The sequence below is a fragment of the Methanosarcina sp. A14 genome (assembly GCF_001729375.1).
Classification (GTDB): Archaea; Halobacteriota; Methanosarcinia; order Methanosarcinales; family Methanosarcinaceae; genus Methanosarcina; species Methanosarcina barkeri.
This window is the reverse complement of the sequence record NZ_LZPK01000010.1, coordinates 1-19,401: the sequence shown is the minus strand read 5'-3', so window position 1 is coordinate 19,401 and position 19,401 is coordinate 1. Positions and strand designations below refer to the sequence as shown.

At 40.0% G+C, this 19,401-nt stretch carries 18 protein-coding genes; 10 read left to right on the top strand and 8 right to left on the bottom strand.

What is annotated here, in order from left to right; translation table 11 throughout:
• The first annotated feature begins 570 nt into the window (after nt 1-570).
• Together A9239_RS00610 and A9239_RS00605 are read left to right on the top strand one after the other, a co-directional pair.
• Nucleotides 571-1,296, top strand: coding sequence for a nicotianamine synthase family protein (locus tag A9239_RS00610; protein ID WP_230628988.1), 726 nt, complete (start codon nt 571-573; stop codon nt 1,294-1,296).
• The gene (locus tag A9239_RS00605; RefSeq protein WP_048122017.1) at nt 1,289-2,110 is read left to right on the top strand and encodes a nicotianamine synthase family protein; all 822 of its coding nucleotides are present in this window, start codon (nt 1,289-1,291) and stop codon (nt 2,108-2,110) included. Before A9239_RS00610 ends, A9239_RS00605 begins: the two co-directional genes overlap by 8 nt.
• A gap of 116 nt (nt 2,111-2,226) precedes the next feature.
• Here the strand turns inward: A9239_RS00605 and cbiQ are convergent, their stop codons facing one another.
• A complete protein-coding gene (gene cbiQ, locus A9239_RS00600) occupies nt 2,227-3,033 on the bottom strand; it encodes a cobalt ECF transporter T component CbiQ (protein ID WP_048156343.1) in 807 nt (268 codons plus the stop codon).
• 33 nt (nt 3,034-3,066) lie between these two features.
• Nucleotides 3,067-4,047 carry an ATP-binding cassette domain-containing protein gene (locus A9239_RS00595; RefSeq protein WP_048122013.1) on the bottom strand — a complete coding sequence of 327 codons (981 nt, stop codon included), beginning with the start codon at nt 4,045-4,047 and terminating at the stop codon, nt 3,067-3,069.
• Between the two features lie 166 nt (nt 4,048-4,213).
• On the opposite strand from A9239_RS00595, the gene dinB reads away from it, so the two are divergent.
• On the top strand, nt 4,214-5,311 hold the full coding sequence (gene dinB, locus A9239_RS00590) for a DNA polymerase IV (RefSeq protein WP_048122011.1): 1,098 nt from the start codon (nt 4,214-4,216) through the stop codon (nt 5,309-5,311).
• Between the two features lie 191 nt (nt 5,312-5,502).
• Here dinB and A9239_RS00585 read toward each other — a convergent pair whose 3' ends face one another.
• On the bottom strand, nt 5,503-7,407 hold the full coding sequence (locus A9239_RS00585) for a phosphoadenosine phosphosulfate reductase family protein (protein WP_048156341.1): 1,905 nt from the start codon (nt 7,405-7,407) through the stop codon (nt 5,503-5,505).
• A gap of 630 nt (nt 7,408-8,037) precedes the next feature.
• On the opposite strand from A9239_RS00585, the gene A9239_RS00580 reads away from it, so the two are divergent.
• Nucleotides 8,038-8,325, top strand: coding sequence for a hypothetical protein (locus A9239_RS00580; RefSeq protein WP_048122007.1), 288 nt, complete (start codon nt 8,038-8,040; stop codon nt 8,323-8,325).
• Nucleotides 8,326-8,473: 148 nt separating this feature from the next.
• Here A9239_RS00580 and A9239_RS00575 read toward each other — a convergent pair whose 3' ends face one another.
• From A9239_RS00575 to A9239_RS00565, 3 genes are all read right to left on the bottom strand, one after another.
• Entirely contained in the window at nt 8,474-9,628 is a 1,155-nt protein-coding gene (locus A9239_RS00575; RefSeq protein ID WP_048122004.1) for a hypothetical protein, read from the bottom strand.
• A gap of 186 nt (nt 9,629-9,814) precedes the next feature.
• Nucleotides 9,815-10,942: a hypothetical protein gene (locus tag A9239_RS00570; RefSeq protein ID WP_048156336.1), complete on the bottom strand. Its 1,128-nt coding sequence runs from the start codon at nt 10,940-10,942 to the stop codon at nt 9,815-9,817.
• Between the two features lie 760 nt (nt 10,943-11,702).
• Nucleotides 11,703-12,524, bottom strand: a complete 822-nt coding sequence (locus A9239_RS00565; protein WP_048121999.1) for a Dna2/Cas4 domain-containing protein — start codon at nt 12,522-12,524, stop codon at nt 11,703-11,705.
• A gap of 136 nt (nt 12,525-12,660) precedes the next feature.
• On the opposite strand from A9239_RS00565, the gene A9239_RS00560 reads away from it, so the two are divergent.
• From A9239_RS00560 to A9239_RS00535, 6 genes are all read left to right on the top strand, one after another.
• Nucleotides 12,661-13,401 (top strand): helix-turn-helix domain-containing protein, encoded by a 741-nt coding sequence (locus A9239_RS00560; protein WP_048121998.1) that lies wholly within the window; start codon nt 12,661-12,663, stop codon nt 13,399-13,401.
• Nucleotides 13,402-13,447: 46 nt separating this feature from the next.
• Nucleotides 13,448-14,497 carry a hydroxymethylglutaryl-CoA synthase gene (locus tag A9239_RS00555; protein WP_048121996.1) on the top strand — a complete coding sequence of 350 codons (1,050 nt, stop codon included), beginning with the start codon at nt 13,448-13,450 and terminating at the stop codon, nt 14,495-14,497.
• Between the two features lie 16 nt (nt 14,498-14,513).
• Nucleotides 14,514-15,686 carry a thiolase domain-containing protein gene (locus A9239_RS00550; protein WP_048121994.1) on the top strand — a complete coding sequence of 391 codons (1,173 nt, stop codon included), beginning with the start codon at nt 14,514-14,516 and terminating at the stop codon, nt 15,684-15,686.
• 6 nt (nt 15,687-15,692) lie between these two features.
• On the top strand, nt 15,693-16,091 hold the full coding sequence (locus A9239_RS00545) for a Zn-ribbon domain-containing OB-fold protein (protein WP_048121992.1): 399 nt from the start codon (nt 15,693-15,695) through the stop codon (nt 16,089-16,091).
• A 165-nt stretch (nt 16,092-16,256) separates the two neighbouring features.
• Nucleotides 16,257-16,790 carry a class IV adenylate cyclase gene (cyaB, locus tag A9239_RS00540; RefSeq protein WP_048121991.1) on the top strand — a complete coding sequence of 178 codons (534 nt, stop codon included), beginning with the start codon at nt 16,257-16,259 and terminating at the stop codon, nt 16,788-16,790.
• A gap of 194 nt (nt 16,791-16,984) precedes the next feature.
• Complete coding sequence (locus A9239_RS00535; RefSeq protein WP_048123583.1) at nt 16,985-17,596, top strand: orotate phosphoribosyltransferase-like protein; 612 nt, start codon at nt 16,985-16,987, stop codon at nt 17,594-17,596.
• Nucleotides 17,597-17,702: 106 nt separating this feature from the next.
• On the opposite strand, the gene A9239_RS00530 is transcribed toward A9239_RS00535, so the two are convergent.
• Together A9239_RS00530 and A9239_RS00525 are read right to left on the bottom strand one after the other, a co-directional pair.
• The gene (locus tag A9239_RS00530) at nt 17,703-18,317 is read right to left on the bottom strand and encodes a hypothetical protein (RefSeq protein WP_048121989.1); all 615 of its coding nucleotides are present in this window, start codon (nt 18,315-18,317) and stop codon (nt 17,703-17,705) included.
• A 54-nt stretch (nt 18,318-18,371) separates the two neighbouring features.
• Entirely contained in the window at nt 18,372-18,983 is a 612-nt protein-coding gene (locus A9239_RS00525; protein WP_048156332.1) for a hypothetical protein, read from the bottom strand.
• Between the last annotated feature and the right edge of the window lie 418 nt (nt 18,984-19,401).

Sequence of the window (19,401 nt, the reverse complement as noted above, 5' to 3'; positions counted from 1 at the left end):
TAGACATTTCATACGCAGCTCTTTCAATTTATATTTTGTTATACAGTTATAAAGTTTAATGCGTCATTTGGTTGAAACAATTTCTCAAGTTTAGTCATATTCTTGAATTTTTCACAAAATAATGAAAATTTACTTACCCATTAATTTGAAGTCTATATCTTAATTCCTCTAAAATGCCTCAACATTTTTATTTTCACGCAGCTAATAAATATCATTTCTTTATTTTCGTATAATTTTAATGATTTTTACTAAGTTATCTTACGTTTTTTTTCTTATTTTTTACTAAATATAATGAAACTTTTTAATATACTTACTTTTCCCAAATTGTGGAAAAGTTTATATAAATTCAACAAAAATTAATCATATCCAATATATATTTTTATTAATATTTTATTCACAAATAACACGGAGTAGTGTGATCTCATGAACAGCTTACTAAGTGCTGAGGGTAGCAGTTTACTACCCCCATTTCAAGACTATGAGCCGCAATTATATGGCATAAGGTCCCATATCTTACATTTTTACAGCAATATTAAAGACCGCGATTTAAGCAAAATTGCAGAATCAAATATGGCTGAGCTCTATGAGATATTTTCCGAACTCGATGAACTTGGGCATATGGATATTTCTGAAGATCTCTGTCTGGCTTTACTTAGAGACCCGGTGATCAGCTCCGTCCTCCCTTCGATTTACACCAGTTATACTCATTTTTTTAGTCTGCATGAGACTCAGCTAGCAAAAAATATCCTGGCTTACAAGGAACCTTGGAAAATGCTGGAATCTTTTCCTCTATATCCCAGATACGAAAAAATGATCAAGACTCAAGTTCAGGCATACCCTGGAATTGAAGTGCTGGCTTTCATAGGCTGCGGTCCCCTTCCTATTACTCTACTTCTCTTCAGTAAATTATACGGCATTCATTGCATTGGTGTAGATCAGGACTCTGAAGCAGTGGGTCTGGCAAAAAGATGTATAAAGCACTTTGGGCTTGAAAAGGAAATCAGTATTATCGAAGGAAACGAAACCGTACTTTCAAAAATTGAATGGGACTCTGTGCTTATAGCAGGACTTGCCGAACCTAAACAACGCATCTTCGAGAACCTGCATATGATGATCAAAAATCGAAAATCGAGTTCCAAAAAACCCATTTCAGTGTGTTGTCGCAACTACAGCGGCATAAGGCAATTGCTATACTGGCCAGTCCAGCCGGAACAGATTAAAGGTTTCAGAAAAATAAAAGAAATCTATCCCGCTGGAAAAGTAAACAATACCCTGGTCTTCATGGAGTGTGAGTAACATTCAAAAAATCAATGTTGAGCCCCTACTTACTGAATTTCGCCAGATCTATACTCAGATAAAAGATCTTAAAGAAACCGATATCTTGGATAATCCCTCTCCTGAACTGTATGCCGTGTTTAAACGGCTGGATGAAATGGTATCTCTGGATATAGATGAACAGTCTATTGAGGTACTCTTTGAAAGCCCGGATTTTAATCTTCTGATTGCTGAGATTTCTCGCTTTCGGTTTTTATACAATTTGAAACTTGAAATCGAAAAAGCAAAAAGTCTTCTTGAAAGCTCGAATCCGTGGCAAACTCTCCAGAATTTTACGTTTTATCCGAACTACCTGCAGCTTGCTAGCACCGAATATACAGGTTCAGGTCTTAAACCAAAGTATTGTGTTCTTTTTCTTGGAAGCGGCCCTCTACCGCTTAGTCTAATAATGCTCTGTCGCGAACACGGTCTTTTCGGAATCGGGATTGAGCAGGATAGAAAGAGGGCGAATCTCTCCCGGGAGGTTATTGCTTGTCTCGGTCTTTCCGAAAGTATCGAGATAATCGAAGGAAACCATTTCAGCCTGCCCCTTAACACCAGATGTGACCTTTACATGGTCGCTGCCCAGGCTGAACCCAAAGAAGAGATATTTGAGCAACTTGCAAAAGTACTTCCCAAAGGAAGTAAAGTTTCCTACCGCCTTTATGAAAAGGGCCTTCGGAGAATTCTGGACAGTAATTTCCTCTTTGAACTGCCTTCAGGATTTGAAGAATATCTCAGGATCCAGCCGGAACCTCCAGTTAATAATACGGTTGTATTTTTAAAAAAGAGATAAGATCTTCTGGAGACTATAGGAAGCGGTTTTCAAAATCTATATTTATAATGATTAGTTCTCAGAAATAACCAGTTCTCAGAAGATCTAAGAAAGTAGTGTAGTGGTAGAAGCTCCTTTCAAACATAAATGTGAATATATAATACGCATCCTGCACTCAGAAGCAAGAAGAAGATGTCCTGAGCTCTGATCTTTGCTCTGTAATAAGTCTTTTCGTGACCACTTCCGTAACCTCTGCAGAGCATGCTTATATAGGTCCTTTCTCCCTGCTCGTAGGAGCGTATGAAAATCGAACTTATGCTATTTCCTATCTGCTCGATGACCCATTTTCTTGGCACATTTTTATTCCATATATCAAAGAGCCTTGTTTGCTGTGCGGTCCTTATCCTTTTGAGAACGGCCCAGAACAAGAAAAGATAGCGTATCATCATGCTCAAAAGCAGGGTAAATTCCCTTGGAATGCCTATCCTGTCTGCAGCTGCGACCATATCTCTCAGCTGCGTAGTAGAAGAAAACAGGATAATAACTGTTATGCAGACCAGAAATTTTGCAAGCAGTGTGCTTCCAAAATCAAGTCCTTCATAAGTTATACTGAGCCCAAAAGGCAGGTCAAGAGGGTATGGAGTATAATTTTCTATAAAGGAAGGTCTAAGGAATGGTTGGATAAGGACAATTGCGAGGCCGAATGGTAAAATCGCAAGAATACGAAGGAAGAAGTATCTTAAGTCGAGCCCTGCAGCAAGCACCAGAAGCAGCAAATAAATCTCTATGGCAAAAAGGCGGACCATATTTTTTTCGTGAATCCGGGGCAGGCTAACTGCATATATGATTATTGCAAGTGTAAAAAGCAGCTTTATCCGGGGTTCAAGCCTGTGTACTGGGCTGTTTTTATATGATTCGCGTTCAATATCCGTGAGCGTTACCATTAAAACTTCTCCTCTGAGGATTCTTTCCGGCTTTCACTCAATCCTCTTTTGCTGTCCCGAGCTTACAAGCCGCAGTATTTCATCTCTAGCCGCTTCGGCTGTTATCTGTATGTTAACATTGAGTCCTTTTTGCTGGAGCATCTCAAATACTTCAGCAACTCTCGGAAGTCTTAGGTGAGCTTTCCTGAGGAGTTCGGGATCGCTGAAAATCTCGTACGGGCTTCCATCAGCCTCAAGTCTTCCATGATGGAGAACAAAAACCCTTTCTGCAAAATAAGGAACTACATCCACATTATGGGTAGAAAGTAGCAGGGTGATCCCCAGTTCCCTATTCATCTTCATAATTAATTCAAGAACGCGAGCCGAACTGAGAGGGTCAAGTCCGGCTGTTGGCTCATCAAGGACTATAATCTCAGGACGCATGGCAAGGATGCCTGCGATTGCCACAAGTTTCTTCTGCCCTCCGCTCAGATGATGCGGGGCCCTTTCCTCAAAACCTGTGAGTCCAACCATCTCAAGGGCTTCTTTTACTCTCCTTTCGACCTCATTTCTGGACAAGCCCATATTAATTGGCCCAAAAGCAATATCTTCTTCAACACTAGGAGCAAGTACTTGGTCATCAGGGTCTTGGAAGACGATTCCTACGGTTTTCCTGCATGTCCGGATATTCTTCTTAGTCATTTTTTCTCCTTTTATCAGGACTTCCCCTGAAAGAGGCTTCAGGATTCCGTTAAGGTGCTTGAACAAAGTCGATTTTCCTGCTCCATTAGCCCCAAGCACTGCAACTCTCTCTCCTTTGAACACTTTGAGGTTGATTTTATCTAGGGTGTTTGAATCAAGATGAGGGTATCTATGGCAGAGGTCTCTGACTTCCAGTACAGGAATATCATTTCTTTCGGAGGCTTTGCCCGATTTTTCGGAACATATTCCGGATATCTGGCTCGTTCTGCCTGTTGTTTCTTTTGGGAAAGTTACTGTTTCTTCTGAGTTCTGTGGGGAATTCGGAGTGCTCATACTGAAAACGTCCTGTATGAAAATCGTGTCTACTGCTGCAAACTAACTTTTTTAAAAATAGTGTTACAAATAATGAAGCTATCTTTCTTATGTGTTATGGTTTGTACTTTTATATTCCTAAAGTTTGAGAGATAACTATACAAATCTTCCCAACCTATTTTTTTTGATGCAGCGTATCGTTCTCCATGTAGATATGGACTCTTTTTATGCAGCGATTGAAGAGCGGGAAAACTCTGAACTTCAGGGAAAAGCCATCGTTGTCTGCATGCTTTCCGGAAGAAGCGAGCTCAGTGGGGCTGTAAGTACCTGTAATTATACCGCACGAGAGTCCGGGATCAAGGCAGGCATGCCATGTTCAAAGGCAAAGAAACTGAACCCTGAAGCAGTTTTCCTGCCTGTACGAAAGGATTTCTATACTTCTGTCTCGGACCGGGTTATGGAAATTCTCAGGAGTTATGCGGATGCAAGGGAGACAGGGGAAGCGTTTGAACAGATAAGCATAGACGAAGCCTTCCTGGAAATTACCGAAAAAACAGGTGGGGATTTTAACCTTGCCTTTGAGATTGGAAACCAGATTAAGAATGAAGTAAAGGATAAAGAGAAGCTGACCTGTTCGGTGGGGGTAGGCCCAAATAAGCTTATTGCCAAAATGGCATCCTCTGTCCAGAAACCCGATGGGATTACTGTTATAAGTCCGGATAAACTCGAGAGATTTCTCTGGCCTCTCAAGGTGTCTAAACTCTGGGGAATAGGGAATGTAACCGCAGGAAAACTGCAGGAAATGGGCATAGTCACAATAAAAGATCTTGCTGAACATGATGTTATTGACCTGATCTCAACTTTCGGAAAAACTCGAGGAGTCTGGCTTAAACAGGCTGCGTCAGGTATCGATAATTCTCCCCTGAAAGAAAGGGAAGGCTCTGAACAGATAGGAAGGATCGCAACTCTGCCTGAGGATACCCTCGACGTTAATCTTATCTCTCAGCTACTTGACAGGCTGGCAGGGGATGTAATTTCAAAACTCGATTCAAGGGAGCTTTCCTTCAAAACTGTAACTATTACGGTCATAAATTCAAAGTTCAGGATGTACACTAAAAGCCGTACACTAAACCACCCGGCCTATTCAAAGGAAACTCTTCTCGAGGTGACTCGCGAAATCCTTAATGAGTTCCTTTCGGAAAGCCGAACTGAGTTCAGGCGTGTAGGTATCAGGGTAGGAGAACTTCAAAAAAGGATAGGCCAGAAAAGCCTTTTTGATTATTGAGTTTGTCTTTTTTTTGATTATTAAGCTTACCTTTTGATTATTAAGCTTACCTTTTGATTATTATGCTTACCTTTTGATTATTAATTTTGCTTTTTTGAAGTTTTACATTTACCTCTATCTGGATTTTCACTTTTTCTTTCTGCAAAGTACTCCGTTCTAATTCGTGTAAATGTAAGAGTTTATGAAAGAGTTTAAATAAATTTAACAAGCGGACAAACTTCAATACATGCTCCGCAATGAATGCAGTTTTCTTTAATCCTTACCTTCTTTTCTTTCATTTCAATCGCATTATGCTCACAGTGACCCACGCAAACTCCGCATCCCTGGCAGAGTAAAGCCCTTCTTACTGAGAGCTCAACAATTCTCATAAGTTTTTTTAGCTCTTTTTCGTTCTCACTTCTCCCATTAACATTCCCTGAGGCAAAAACCTGTGCCCTGGATTCTCTGAAAGCTACCGATGCGGCTCCTTCTATGAAAGAAGCCTTTCCGATGGGTGAAAGCATTCCGGTTTCTTTCAGGGTTTCTATATCAATTGCCTGCCCGAAGCTTCCATCCGCAGATATTCCTCCTGCTTTGCAGGGCCTGTACCCTGTTGCTACTTCAAAATGAAGCTCTGTTGGAGCCTCCTGGGATGGAATAAGAGAAATTCCTTTTTTCTCAGCAAGTTTCTGGAGAACACGAGGATATCGCTTGTAGCGCCATAAACCGTACTTTACCCACTCAAGAGAAAGCCCCATTTTCTCGGCATAGGCAAGGAGACGGGAGTTCAGCTTTTTTGCAAGGTCGGGATGGCTTTCTTCAAGCTGGAAGAAATCTGCAAGAGAGGAAGATGGACAGAGCCAGCATCCCATCCGGTCATATCCTTTTTCATAAGCCGGATTATAGGGAGCTTTTGTCCTGAAAAGGTAAAGCCAAACATGAAGAGCTGTCCATTCCTGTATAGGGGATGCTCCTACCTGATTTCCCACCCAGGGATTTTTCCAGACTTTCTTGCTGATTGAACGGGCATGGGATTCATACTGGCGTTGCCCTATGAAACTAAGGCATCCACCTTCGTAGTTCTCATCAATTAACCGGGTGATCGGCCCGAGTTTGCAGATCTTGCAGCACCAGCGAGTATCCATTGTAGGAGGGCCAAAAACACTTATTGAATTCCAAAAAGCGTCTCTTGCACTTGATGTCCTGAGTTTTTTCCCGTAGTGTTCTACAACCTGTTTGACGTTTTCAATGGTTTCCGGAAACTCAAGCCCGGTATCTGCAAACATAATCTCGTAATCGTCAAGACTTTCACTAACTAGCTGGAGCACAGCAAGGCTATCCTTTCCTCCGGAATAGGATACGCTTACTTTCAAATCCATGCTTCTTGCGACATTTTTTATGAATGCGTGGGACCTTTCTATCATGCCGTCCAGAATTTTTTCGTTGGCTTTTACGGCATCTTCCCAGGTCTGCCCTCCGAGTTTTGTTTTTTGAGGCTCTGGGTTTCTGCTCCAGCGCGGTTTTACTGCATGCCCGTGGTTTTCCTCACGCATTTCCTTTCCTGTCATTCGGGCCCGCCCACAGCAGATTACTTCCCCGTCGGGGTTCAGTACAACTACCTCATCTTCTTTTTTGAGTTCAGGATCGGCATCAAGAACCCCGGGCGCCAGAACACTTGCTCCTTTTTCCAGGATAAAAGGTACAACTGCCTGATCGATAACAACCCATTTTTTCAGGGCTTTCCTATCCCTTCCCTGAAAAAGCCTTCTTGCTCCTTCGAGCCTTGGAAGCAGGACCCATTCACAGCTTTCTATTTCAAATCTGAGAGACGCAAGCACTTCTCCGTCAACTATAATCTCATCCATACGGTCTTCATACGGAGCTTTATTTAGCACTACAAGGTGCCCTTCAGGTATAAGTGGCTCATTGAACTGTTTTTCCGAAACCGAGTTTATGCGTTTTATATCATAATCAAAAGCAGGACGGATATCCCCTGGAGGGGTTACCTCAACTTTTTTTGTACTTTTACCGCATCCGCACTTTTTCCCTAGCACAGGCACATTACAGGCCTCACACCAGTGCAGAAGCATTTTTCCAAGATATGCTGGTCTGGACATGTCATGCAGATTGAGAGAGGTTCACCTTTAAAAGGCTTTGGCTCAAGCTTTTTAAAAAAAAGCTTGACCAAAAATTCCTTTGCAAAGTCTTGGCTTTTCGTAAATTTTTAGGGTCCTTCCAAATCAGTACTAAAACTAAGGGTATAAAATGCTTATTTTGGATAATAGGTATGCATTTAGAGTTTCCCCAATTAAGGTACACTCTAAAAATCAATTTTTTAAATAAATAATCTATAATACTCTTTTAAATCAAGAAGAGAGCGAGATAAATACTTTATTCTTTTACAATTTATGTTTATTTATAAATAAGGCATCTGATGTCATTTTCATCCATACAAAATTCAATGTTAAAAGTAAGGAAAAATCAACGTTTAATTTACCAATTAAAGTACTTAAATCCTTTAAACAGCAAATAGATCTTTTAATAAATGTACCTTAACGGGAGGAGGGCTGACACTACATTTAATTGGGCAAATAAGATATAATATCCCTTAAAAAACTAATCATTTTTCAAGGGGTCTATAAATTTTTTAAAAAAACTTGAAAATAGTCCTTTCAAATGTTTATTCCAAAAATAATAGTACCATAATTATATAAATTGCAAAAAATATGAGTTATTGGGGGAATATCATGGTAATCATAAAAGAAATTGATTCAGCCGGATTTGGAAAAATCCTTACAATCCTTTATGGAACAATGGGTTTAGTTTTTGGGTTTTTTACAACAATCGCTGCTTTTATGGGAATTTCTATGCCAAAAAAATTCGGAATTTTTTCCTTAATTTTCGGGAAATGGGCTGTACTCAGCCTACCTATATTTTATGGAGTATCTGGATACTTTATAGGGCATATTGTAGCTGGCTTATTTAATGCTGTAGTAGGCTCGAAAAAAGGGTTCAAGGTGGAGGTATTGCACTAAAAATTGGTATTCATAAAAGTAAATATTGAAACATTATCAATAGGTGTTGTTTGTATAATTTTATTTTTCTTCTTTTTTCCCTAGGCATCTTTGTCTTTCATACTAGTTCAGTCCAAATAAGTAACGACATTAAACTCCATTTTGGCATCTACTTCTTACCGAACTTCCATCCTCCACAAAGGCAGACCAAACCACTCAATAATCCGAAGCCTGGAGTGGAGTTCTTTTTACTCGATTCATTTCCACTTGAGCTACTAACATTATCAGACTCAGAATTATTGTCCTTTGAATTATTGAGTTCTCGTGTTTTTTCCTCTTCAGATAATGATAAGTTAGTTTCTTCGGCTTCTGTATCTTCAGTTGCGACTTCATTAATAAATACGCCTTCGTCAAAAATAACCGGAACATCAGTTATATTTTGTCTTCTTGCTTCTTCGTCAATAATCTGATAAATCTCTTTTATTATAGTATTCTTTTCTTTTGAAGGTAAAGTTTCGTTAATCCCTACTTCTAATCTAGTGAGCTCTCCTCCATATACTATTACCTGTTCTCTTTCCATGTATGGATTGATTTTGTTCTGGGTACTACCAGCAATTGCAGATAACTTATCTGCCCAAGTAATTATTTCATTCTGGTCTTTTAGAAGAGGAATTTTTCCATATGCTGCAACTATTTTTTGTACTGGCGTGGTTGGTTTTTCCTTCATAATCTCTTGAATTATATGTATGTCTGATTCAGAAAGATTGTCCATATTTTCTCCAAACCAGTAATAGATGCCTTGTTCTGAATTTAATGTAATTTCCTGCCTATAAGTTCCGTATCCGAATTCTACCGGAATATCGTTTATTTTCATTTCTTTTGCAGAATTATCTATTAGAACGTATATTTCATCCATTAACGGCTCATCAACATTACCATACTTGAACAAAATTACAAAGTATCCTTTTTCATTAGTTCCACATGTTACTACTTCTCCTTGAGGATACATGTATTTGGAGGCAAGAGGATCTTTTATTTTATTACTGAGTTCTTCAAGGGTTGAATTCCAGCTTTCCTTTTGTTCTTCAGTTTCCAGTAAAGGGAGTTTGCCGTATCTGGTAATTACAGTATTCCCATATGAATCCAGACCAAAGAAGTACTTATAGTAATCAAAATTTACATTAGTGATTCCAGTGTTCAAGTTATCACCTGACTGAACTGACTTATTATCAGTTAAATTTACTCCAAAAGCAGTTCCTGTAGTACAATAAAAAATCATAAGAAATTCCATTAAATATATGAGGACAAATTTTATTTTTTTCATGTTTATCACTCTAAAAAGAAGAACTTGCGAAATTAAATTGAATGATCCGTACTAATAGGCATCTAACTGTTTTGTTGGTAAGTTTGATCATAAGCCTATTTGATCGGATTTTCTACTTCAAGTGTGTATATTTAGAAATGTTCCTCCATCACTAAAAAAATTAAACAAATATTAGATATAGCCTTTTCAAGCTTTAATTGGAAGGACACCTAAATCAGAATTAATTCCAGAAACTGGAGAGAACCATTTATAACCATTAAATGTACCTTTGTGAATTCCTAAAACTATATAGTTACCTGATAATATACGGTAGATTGGAGCTCCACTATCTCCATTCGTTGAACTATAATTTGTTTTTACCATGTTATAATATGGCCCTCCACCTTCGGTAAGTGTCAGTCCAGCACCCTTTATATATCCACTTTTTACTCCAGAAGCTGCACCAGATATATACACTTTCCAGTTTACCCATCCACTATTGGGAATTGTTTTCACGTAATTATAAACATTTGCAGTTGAACCACCACCAATATGTATTTTTGCAGCCACATTGCTATAAGGGACGAAACATGCATCTGCATGATGACCACTAATTTTGCTGACAGATCCTGCCGCATCTGATACCGGCTGATACATATCATAACCCACGTAAGTTCCAAGGTGTTGTACAGTTACATATCCTTTAGTTCCAGAACTTGTTTTCGCGGCATACCCTATTGTTCCAGAGGAACCAGTTTCACCGGTAACTTTTATAGCACCATTTATTGGACGATAGTAAGAGTCGTAACCACTAACTTCATCCTTGAAAAAATCGTTTTTATAGAACACGACAGGAACTTCTTGCACAGATGCTTCATTTGCTCTTTTATTTATAAGATTATAGATTTCATTAATTTGAGAATCTGTAACATTCATACCTTTATAAAAATTAACCTCTAAATAACCATTAACATCCCAACTGTAGCCTATAACAGGCCCTTTTGGATACAAGTATAATTTCATATTCGTATCCTTATCCAAGAGAACTCTACTATTATCAAGTTTACTCAGCCAATTTTGTTTATCTACCTGAGTGGTATAGTTTGGAATCTGTCCTTTTGTCGCTAAGACATTAGGATCATTTTTCAAACTCTCAAAAATTTGGGGGCCAATATCAGGTATTTGTGCATCGTTAGAATCAGTTGTTCCCGAAATTTCATCTTCTGATAATGTTTTCTGGGAATCGTTGGCAGATGCCGAAGCTACAAATACTACTCCAATAAGCAATATCGTCAAAACAAGTGATCCTATCAATATTCTTTTACCATGTTTCATATTCTATCCCCCTTTTAACCCTAGGAGGCAAAATCAGGTAAGCTTAATGCGCAAAGCTAACTTAATCGTGCCTCTTAGGGCATGTTTTATGGAGTTTGGGTTACCTGGAAAGTACTTTTTAACTCCATAACTTCCTCTTTTTTAACTCCTTATAACTTTTGTGTCCAAAGTCTCTAACAATGCAATTTTCAAGCGGATTTTGAGTCTGGATTACTTTTTGATATTTTTATTGTTTGATGATTTGGTCATAAATTATTTATTTGAGTATATGCCCCGACTCACATTCCTTTATATATAAAAAAAGAATATATATAGTTATAAATTAATGATGTATATATTTAATTCAGCCTGTAGCAACTATAAAAAATCTGAAAAAAATCGTAATTTGCGGCTTTGAGAACTTGGGATTTAAGCCCTTGAAAATCAAACTGGTGATGTCATTGGATTATATTCTTAAGTTGTGTAACTTTTTTTACTATCATTTAACATGTTCAATACGGCTTTTTTCATTGCGTTGTATTCTTTTTCCATTGTTTTGCGTGTGTCTCGTTTAAGTGAGGAATCGTGATAATTCTCTCCATTTCTATAGCATTTGTTAAATATTTTAATAAATTGTGAGGTGGAGCAAAGCATCGATTTCATGTAAACAGGCCAAAATTTAAGGCCGGATTCTAATGCAAAATCGATAGCTTTCAGGCAAAAAATATCTTAACTGATGGCCAATGCATTGTGTTGTAATCTTTTTCCATCTACTTTTAATTCAGAAAAATTTCGACATAAGGGAAGACTCTGAAATACAGTGTTCTGAAAAATTGCACTCCTTACAGAATTTTTCTTCTTTTCTCTCAGGCATAATTCCATCTTTAATTTTTTTCACTTCTCTGCAGATTTTGAGCACTTCCCGCCTATCCGAGCTTCGAACAGCCATCCTTCGGAGCAGGCCGAAACTTACATACTCCACAAAAGCAAAGGGAACTTCTTTTCCATTTTCGGCTTCCAGAAGCAGGACAAAAGCTGCGGCATGTATCCGGTCAGAAGACCATACTCCATTTTCAGGGCAGCTTCCGGGCTTTAATATTGACGGAACCTGCACACCTTCAAAGCAAACGAGTTTTGATGGAACACCTTTGAGGTTGAGTCTTTCTGAGGACAGAAATGGCTCGGTTTTAACAGGCGTGAGTGCCGCAAGCATAGGCTCTTTCCCAAATTCTTCAAGTGCTCCCCGCAAGTTGGCTGCAATTTCGGGAAGTTTAGCTCTTGCCCGCGCTTCTCCTTCCTCTAAAATCTCCTTTGTAACACCTGCGAGTTCTCGCGGAAACAGGAGTTGGAGGTCTGTACATACCTTTGCCAGGGAAATTTCAAGCTCTTCATGAAGGTTATCGGCGTTTAACGAACACTCCTTTACAACTTCAGGGTAATTCAAAGAGAGTTCTTTCAGGATTATTCTTTCAAGCCTGGAGGCGGTCACTTCCGAAAACAATTCAAAGCCTCGATTGACAAAGTATACCCTCCTCGGGCAGTTGATATATAGAAGAAGGTCTGAGACATTTATTTCCTGATTGGACGAATCGGTTGACATCATATACTAATTCTTTTACAAGCGTTATAAATTTTTTTAAGAGCATTTGCAGTACATTGATTCAGAAGTCCTGCGACAATTGCCGAATTCATATTCGTTAGATATATAAGGTAATGTTTCCTCTTAGAGTACGTGAGTCATGACATCTAATGAATCCTCAGAAAATCTGCGCAATCGTCTGGCGGAAAAAATGGCTGGAGATATAACCCTTTCGGAAAAGCCGGGAGAGTCGCTCAAAAAATGGAGATTGAATTTTGAGATATCCCAGACCGACATTGCAAATTATCTTAAGGTTTCCCCCTCCGTTATCAGTGATTATGAAAGTGGGAGACGAAAGTCTCCAGGAACACTAATCATAAAAAAAATTGTTGAGTGTTTACTTGAAATTGATATGGAGCGGGGAAGCAAAAAAATTCACGCTTACGAATCTGTACTTAATGCCGAAAGCGGTACGAAATCCATTTACTCAACATACGAGTATACGATCCCGATACAGCTTGCTAAACTGGTCAATCTTATTGAAGGAGATATTGTTTACAAAGGGGTTGAAAGGCCTCTTTATGGTTTCTCTGTCATTGACAGCCAGAGAGCAATCCTTGAACTTTCTTCCCATGAGTTTCAGAAGCTCTATGGCTGGAGTACTGACAGAGCCATGATCTTTACGAAGGTCAGCACCGGAAAATCCCCAATGGTGGCCATCCGGGTTACCAACCTTAAGCCTGGTGCCGTGGTACTTCATGGGATTCGAAAAGAAGAAGTCGAGCCTGTTGCAATCAAAATGGCAGAAGTCGACCGCATCCCCCTGGTCGCTACTATGATGGATCTTGACCAGATTGTCCAGTTACTGAGAAAATACAGTCAATACTATGCCAGGGAATAAACCCTGAATTCTGATGCCCTGAAACATTCAAAAACAGGTGGAAATAATGACTATTGGAATCGTATCTTACGGTGCTTATGTCCCCCGATACCGTATCAAAGTTGAAGAAATCGCCCGAGTATGGGGTGATAATGCAGATGCTCTTAAAAGTGGCCTTATGGTATATGAAAAATCCGTGCCTGATATTGATGAAGACGCAGCAACTATAGCTGTGGAAGCGGCAAGATACGCGATGGCAAGAAGCGGGATTGATCCGGAGAGGATTGGGGCTGTATATACGGGCTCGGAGAGTCATCCCTATGCTGTAAAACCAACAAGCACAATTGTCTCCCAGGCTATAGGAGCAACCCCAAACATGACTGCAGCAGACTTCGAGTTTGCATGTAAGGCAGGGACAGCCGCAGTTCAGGCTTGTATGGGACTGGTAAGTTCAGGGATGATCGACCTGGGCATGGCTATAGGAGCCGATGTTTCCCAGGGGGCTCCAGGTGATGCCCTCGAGTACACTGCAGCTGCAGGAGGAGTTGCCTGCCTTATTGGGAAAAAAGAATCCGAGCTTGCCGCAATCATTGAAGATACTTATTCTTTTACAACTGACACCCCTGACTTCTGGAGGAGGGAAGGAATGCCCTACCCTGAGCACGGAGGCCGTTTTACAGGAGAACCAGGCTACTTCAAGCATGTGACTAACGGCGCAAAAGGGCTTCTGGAAAAACTCGGAACAAAGCCTGATGATTACGATTATGCGGTTTTCCATCAGCCAAACGGAAAATTCCCAACCAAAGTTGCAAAAATCCTGGGTTTCACCAAGGCCCAGATTGCTCCAGGGCTTGTAGTTCCAAAAATCGGGAACACGTATTCAGGTTCCGCTCTTATGGGAATTGCTGCAACCCTTGATCAGGCAAAACCAGGAGACAGGATTTTCGCGACTGCCTTTGGGTCAGGTGCAGGGTCTGATGCTTTTAGTATAACGGTTACAGATAGGATTGAGGAAATCCGAAACAGGGCTCCGACGGTTTCCGAACTGATTAAAGATCCTATATATATTGACTATGCGAGATATGCCAAACATAAAGGGAAGATCCGCCGGTCATGAAAACGGAGTGAAGAATATGAGAGATGTAGCAATTATCGGAGTAAAGAATACCAAGTTCGGAGAACTCTGGGGAAAGTCCCTTAGGGATATAGTGGTAGAAGCCGGGGCTGGAGCACTCGAAGACGCAGGCATTGGTGGAAAAGAAATCGACTCTCTCTACGTAGGAAACATGAGTGGAGGCCGATTTATTGATCAGGAACATATAGGGGCTCTTATAGCTGACTATTCGGGACTTTCTAAGAACTTGCATGTCCCGGCTACTCGAGTTGAAGCTGCCTGTGCATCGGGTGGGCTTGCCCTTCGACAAGCCATCATGGCTGTAGCTTCCGGTTATAATGATATCGTGATTGCAGCAGGAGCAGAAAAAATGACTGATGTGGGGTCTGAGGAAGCGTCTTCAGCTCTTGCAGCAGCGGCTGATCGGGAGTGGGAAGGGATGGCAGGAGCAACTTTTCCCGGGATCTATGCAATGATTGCAAGGTTGCATATGCACAGGTATGGGACTACCAGCGAACAGCTTGCCGAAGTTGCCGTAAAGAATCATAAAAACGGCTCTTTAAATCCCATTGCTCAGTATAAAAACAGAATCACTGTGGATGATGTGTTGAACTCTATAATGGTAGCCGATCCTTTACACATTTTTGACTGTTCCCCAATAACAGATGGTGCTTCAGCTCTTGTGCTTGCCCCAGCGGATATTGCGCACAAGTATACAGATACTCCAATTTATATCAGGGCAACTGCTCAGGCAAGTGATACAATTGCGCTTCATGACAGGCGAGATATAACAACCCTCGATGCAACCGTGGTGGCTGCAAAGCGGGCCTATTCCATGGCAAAACTGAAGCCTGAAGACATCGACCTTGTAGAAGTGCATGACTGCTTCACAATTGCTGAGATTTGTGCAATTGAAGACCTGGGATTTGCAGAAAAAGGAAAAGGCGGAATTGTCACAGCAAATGGTGAAACCGCAATCGGAGGCAGAATTCCTGTTAATACATCCGGCGGCCTCAAAGCCTGCGGGCATCCTGTGGGGGCAACCGGCATAAAACAGGCTGTAGAAATCGTAACCCAGCTGCGCGGAGAAGCAGGCAAGCGTCAGGTCGAAGGCGCAGAGTACGGTATGACCCACAATGTAGGAGGGTCAGGAGCAACAGCAGTAGTGCATATTTTCTCGAGGGAGAGGTGAGATCCGATGTCTTCTGTTCCACGATTCTGGAGAAGTCTCGGCAGCAGGTATAACCTTGAAGGTACCCGCTGTAAAGAATGTGGGGAATATTACTATCCCCCGCGTAATTTTTGCGTAAACTGTAGGCGTATAGGTCATATTGAGCCTTATAAGTTTAAAGGCACTGGCGAAATAATATCATATACAATAATTCATACAGCTGCGGAAGGTTTTGAAGACCAGACTCCTTACACTCTTGCGATAATTCAGCTTGATGAAGGTCCCCGCCTGACTTCGCAGGTAATTTGCGATCCTGATAAAATTCACATTGGAATGAGGGTGAGATCCGTATTTCGCAAGCTTGGGGAAGACGGTGAAGGTGGTATGATCTACTACGGCACCAAGTTCGCCCCCGAAGATTCATGAAAGATCCGGATTTTCCGGACTCCATTTTTTTAGAGTACTGAGGTGAGTTTTTAGCAAAGCAAAGTGTCTAGAAGACAAAGTGCCTAGTCATAAATACTAGCTACAAATACCTTGTCACAATGTTTACCAATTTTAACCGTATTTAACTGGAGATGCCTGAAAATTATGATTGAAATCGAGGTCAAGGTCAGAGCAGACCATTCAAAAGCCCTCCCGATCCTAAAAAAAATCGGGGCAGTAAAACTTGGAGTTGAGAACCAGTCCGACGTTTATTTTGCAGCTCCTTATAGGGATTTTGCAAAAACCGATGAAGCGCTCAGGATCCGTTCCCTGAATGATCAGGCTGTGATGACTTATAAAGGCCCCAAACTTGATGGGATCTCCAAGACCCGGGAAGAATTCGAAACTCCTGTAGACGAGGCCACCACAACACAAATACTTCATGCCCTTGGGTTTTCGGAAGCCGGAGTAGTCCGTAAAAAAAGGGACGTTTTCAGGGCGGGAGAGATTACTGTTTGCCTCGATGCCGTTGAAGGGCTTGGAGAATTTCTTGAAGTCGAAATTGTGGCTGAAAGTGAAAAAGAGCTCGAAACTTCAAGGGCAAAGTTATTTGAATTACTAAAACAGTTTGGTGCCGGAGAAAAGGATTCTATCAGGACTTCTTATCTTGAGATGGTACTGGAGAAAAATAAAGGTTAATACATCTGGTAGATGTATGTACCAATTTTTCAATGTTTTTCGTACACTCTTTTTACAGGTAGTGTTTTGTAAAAGAGTTAATCTTAAGCTGAAGAAATTGATATAAGAAATTGATATAATTGATATTATAATATTATCTTAATTTGGAAACCCGGAAATACAGCCGGATAAAAATTTCAGGTGGGCATGGAGGCATGAAGGATATAGACGATTTAATACAGAAAGCTGTGGAACTGCAAAGCAACGGGCTTGTAACCGGTCAGATCGCCGAGGAACTCAATGTTTCAAGGGAAACCGTTACCTGGCTTTTAACCCGTTCAAAAAAAGAAGTAGCAGCTCCCGCTCCAAAAGATATTTCCGTAAACTGGAGCAACATAGGGAAAAGTGCTAAACGTCTTCATAACATTTCGCTTGCACTCTGCGATGTTGTACTCGAGACCCTGGGAAAAACAAATACTGAAGTAGATGTGGTTGTTGGCGTTGCAGCCAATGGTATTCCTCTGGCAAGTATGATGGCATATGAACTGGGTGCAGATTTAGCTATTTATCACCGCAAAGGGCAGGAGACCGCTAGCACAGGACGCAAAGGGACCATAAGCAGGAATTTCGGATCAGTTGCCGGTAAAAACTGCGTCATCGTGGATGATGTTATTACCACCGGTTCAACCAGTATGGAAGTGATTGAGCAACTGAGAGATATGAATGCAAAACCAAGAGTTGTAGTAGTACTGGTCGACAAAAAAGGTGTAGATACAATCTTTAATGTCCCGATTAAGTCTCTTTTAAGAGTTGTACGTTTGGACTGAATTTAAAAACTCATACAGGTTAAATAAGAGCGTGTCTTAAAATTAAGTCAATGATTTTGGACACGCTCTTTTTATAAAGGTTGCAGAAACTTTCCTTACGCAGTTTTTATTGATTTCTTTTTATGTATATGATTGCCCCAATCATTACTGCAATCACACTGACATGACTCATGAAAGGAGTGGGGTTTGATTTCTGTGTCTGATTGGAACTTTCCTTCTTCTCGCCTACTGTTTCAATATTCTCTATAATTTCGGTCTCGTCTGTTTTGTTCTCAATTTGGTTTTCCGACCATTTACCCTGAGCTTTCAACTCTTTGATTACTGCATCTCTATCCGTAGCCGGGTGTTTTCCCAAAAAGCCGAGAGACATATAAAAAACTCCCTTATCGGGTCTTTGATCCTTTAACATAAGGAGTACGGATTCGTTCTTAGCAAACTCTGCCTCGTCTTCAGTAGAGGCATTGGCCCCTATATTAGTCCTTACTATTATGGTCTTTGTTGGTAGAGGATTGTAGAGCCATTCTTTAACTGTAATTGTGTTGTTAGTGTAATAGTCAGCTACATCAATCTCACTTACTGTGCCAATAACAATACGGTCAGAGTTGTTTATCTGGTACGGAATTTCGGCAGCTTCTGGAGTAAATAAGGCTGTTGCAAGGGTTGGAGCTAAAATAAGCAGTATAAATGTAAAGAGTATCAGAAACAAACTTAGGCGTTTCATTAAAATTCTCCTGCTCTTTATTTTCAGCCCATACAAAATAACGAAGAGTCATTGTTAGTTTTTCCTTCTTACGTATATGATTACACCAAGCATTACTGCAAGCATGCAGACAGGGCTCATGAAAGGAGTAGTGTTTGATTTCTGGGTTTGATTGGAACTTTCTTCCTGCTCGCCTGTTGTTCCTGTATTCTCTTTCATTCCGGTTTCGCTTGTCTTATTTTCGGTTTGATTTTCTTCTTGCCATTTACCCTGAGCTTTCAACTCCTCGATTACTGCATCCCTATCTGAAACAGGATATTTTATTCCCAAAGGTACTCTAAAAAGTAGCTCATCGAGATTTCCGTCATTTAACATCAAAAGGGCAGATTCGTTCTGGGCAAACTCGACTTCATCTTCCACAGTTAGATTAGTCCCTATTTTACTTCTTATTTTTATGGTCTCTGCAGGAATAGGATTATAGAGCCATTCTTTAACTTTAACGGTATAAATTGTGTAGCTGCTATATGTGTCAATCTTGCTGACTGTACCAATAACTATTCGGTCAGAGTTGTTTACTTGATAAGGGATTTTGGCAGCCTCTGCATCAATCAGCGCTGCTGCGAGATTTGAAACCAGAAGAAGCAGTATAAGCGTAAAAAGTATCGGAAACAAATTTAGGCGTTTCATCAAAATTCTCCTTTTCTTTATTTCAATTTTCTAAATAGCAGGTAATCGAAATTTCGGGCTGGATTTTTCATGATTTTTTGTAAAAACTGTCTTCTTTTCATTTATTAAGGTAAATTCATCTAATTTATCTTAAACTTAATAATAAAAGCTGAAAGTAATAGGATTTATTTTTATAGCTTGTTTTATATCTATTAAATCTGTGCAACTATATAAAAATGTTTTTCATATCAATGAAAAACTTTTTGTTAAGGGTTATATTGTTGATGCTTAAACAAAAAAAATAATGAATGATCCGTAACGCTTATGAAATGAAAACAAAAACAGAAAGCAAAAAATAAGAGTAAAAAGCAGTATATAAGAGTAAAAAGCAGTAAATAAAAGTAAAAAACAGTAAATAAAAGTAAAAAGCAGTAAATAA

What these genes read in the sequence shown, in the direction of transcription:
- A9239_RS00575 (WP_048122004.1), bottom strand. Translation starts at nt 9,628, where the DNA reads ATGAAAAAAATAAAATTTGTCCTCATATATTTAATGGAATTTCTTATG.
- cyaB (WP_048121991.1), top strand. Translation starts at nt 16,257, where the DNA reads ATGATTGAAATCGAGGTCAAGGTCAGAGCAGACCATTCAAAAGCCCTC.
- dinB (WP_048122011.1), top strand. Translation starts at nt 4,214, where the DNA reads ATGCAGCGTATCGTTCTCCATGTAGATATGGACTCTTTTTATGCAGCG.
- A9239_RS00525 (WP_048156332.1), bottom strand. Translation starts at nt 18,983, where the DNA reads ATGAAACGCCTAAATTTGTTTCCGATACTTTTTACGCTTATACTGCTT.
- A9239_RS00530 (WP_048121989.1), bottom strand. Translation starts at nt 18,317, where the DNA reads ATGAAACGCCTAAGTTTGTTTCTGATACTCTTTACATTTATACTGCTT.
- A9239_RS00595 (WP_048122013.1), bottom strand. Translation starts at nt 4,047, where the DNA reads ATGAGCACTCCGAATTCCCCACAGAACTCAGAAGAAACAGTAACTTTC.
- A9239_RS00585 (WP_048156341.1), bottom strand. Translation starts at nt 7,407, where the DNA reads ATGTCCAGACCAGCATATCTTGGAAAAATGCTTCTGCACTGGTGTGAG.
- A9239_RS00560 (WP_048121998.1), top strand. Translation starts at nt 12,661, where the DNA reads ATGACATCTAATGAATCCTCAGAAAATCTGCGCAATCGTCTGGCGGAA.
- A9239_RS00545 (WP_048121992.1), top strand. Translation starts at nt 15,693, where the DNA reads ATGTCTTCTGTTCCACGATTCTGGAGAAGTCTCGGCAGCAGGTATAAC.
- A9239_RS00570 (WP_048156336.1), bottom strand. Translation starts at nt 10,942, where the DNA reads ATGAAACATGGTAAAAGAATATTGATAGGATCACTTGTTTTGACGATA.
- A9239_RS00610 (WP_230628988.1), top strand. Translation starts at nt 571, where the DNA reads ATGGCTGAGCTCTATGAGATATTTTCCGAACTCGATGAACTTGGGCAT.
- A9239_RS00555 (WP_048121996.1), top strand. Translation starts at nt 13,448, where the DNA reads ATGACTATTGGAATCGTATCTTACGGTGCTTATGTCCCCCGATACCGT.
- A9239_RS00535 (WP_048123583.1), top strand. Translation starts at nt 16,985, where the DNA reads ATGAAGGATATAGACGATTTAATACAGAAAGCTGTGGAACTGCAAAGC.
- A9239_RS00550 (WP_048121994.1), top strand. Translation starts at nt 14,514, where the DNA reads ATGAGAGATGTAGCAATTATCGGAGTAAAGAATACCAAGTTCGGAGAA.
- cbiQ (WP_048156343.1), bottom strand. Translation starts at nt 3,033, where the DNA reads ATGGTAACGCTCACGGATATTGAACGCGAATCATATAAAAACAGCCCA.
- A9239_RS00580 (WP_048122007.1), top strand. Translation starts at nt 8,038, where the DNA reads ATGGTAATCATAAAAGAAATTGATTCAGCCGGATTTGGAAAAATCCTT.
- A9239_RS00565 (WP_048121999.1), bottom strand. Translation starts at nt 12,524, where the DNA reads ATGATGTCAACCGATTCGTCCAATCAGGAAATAAATGTCTCAGACCTT.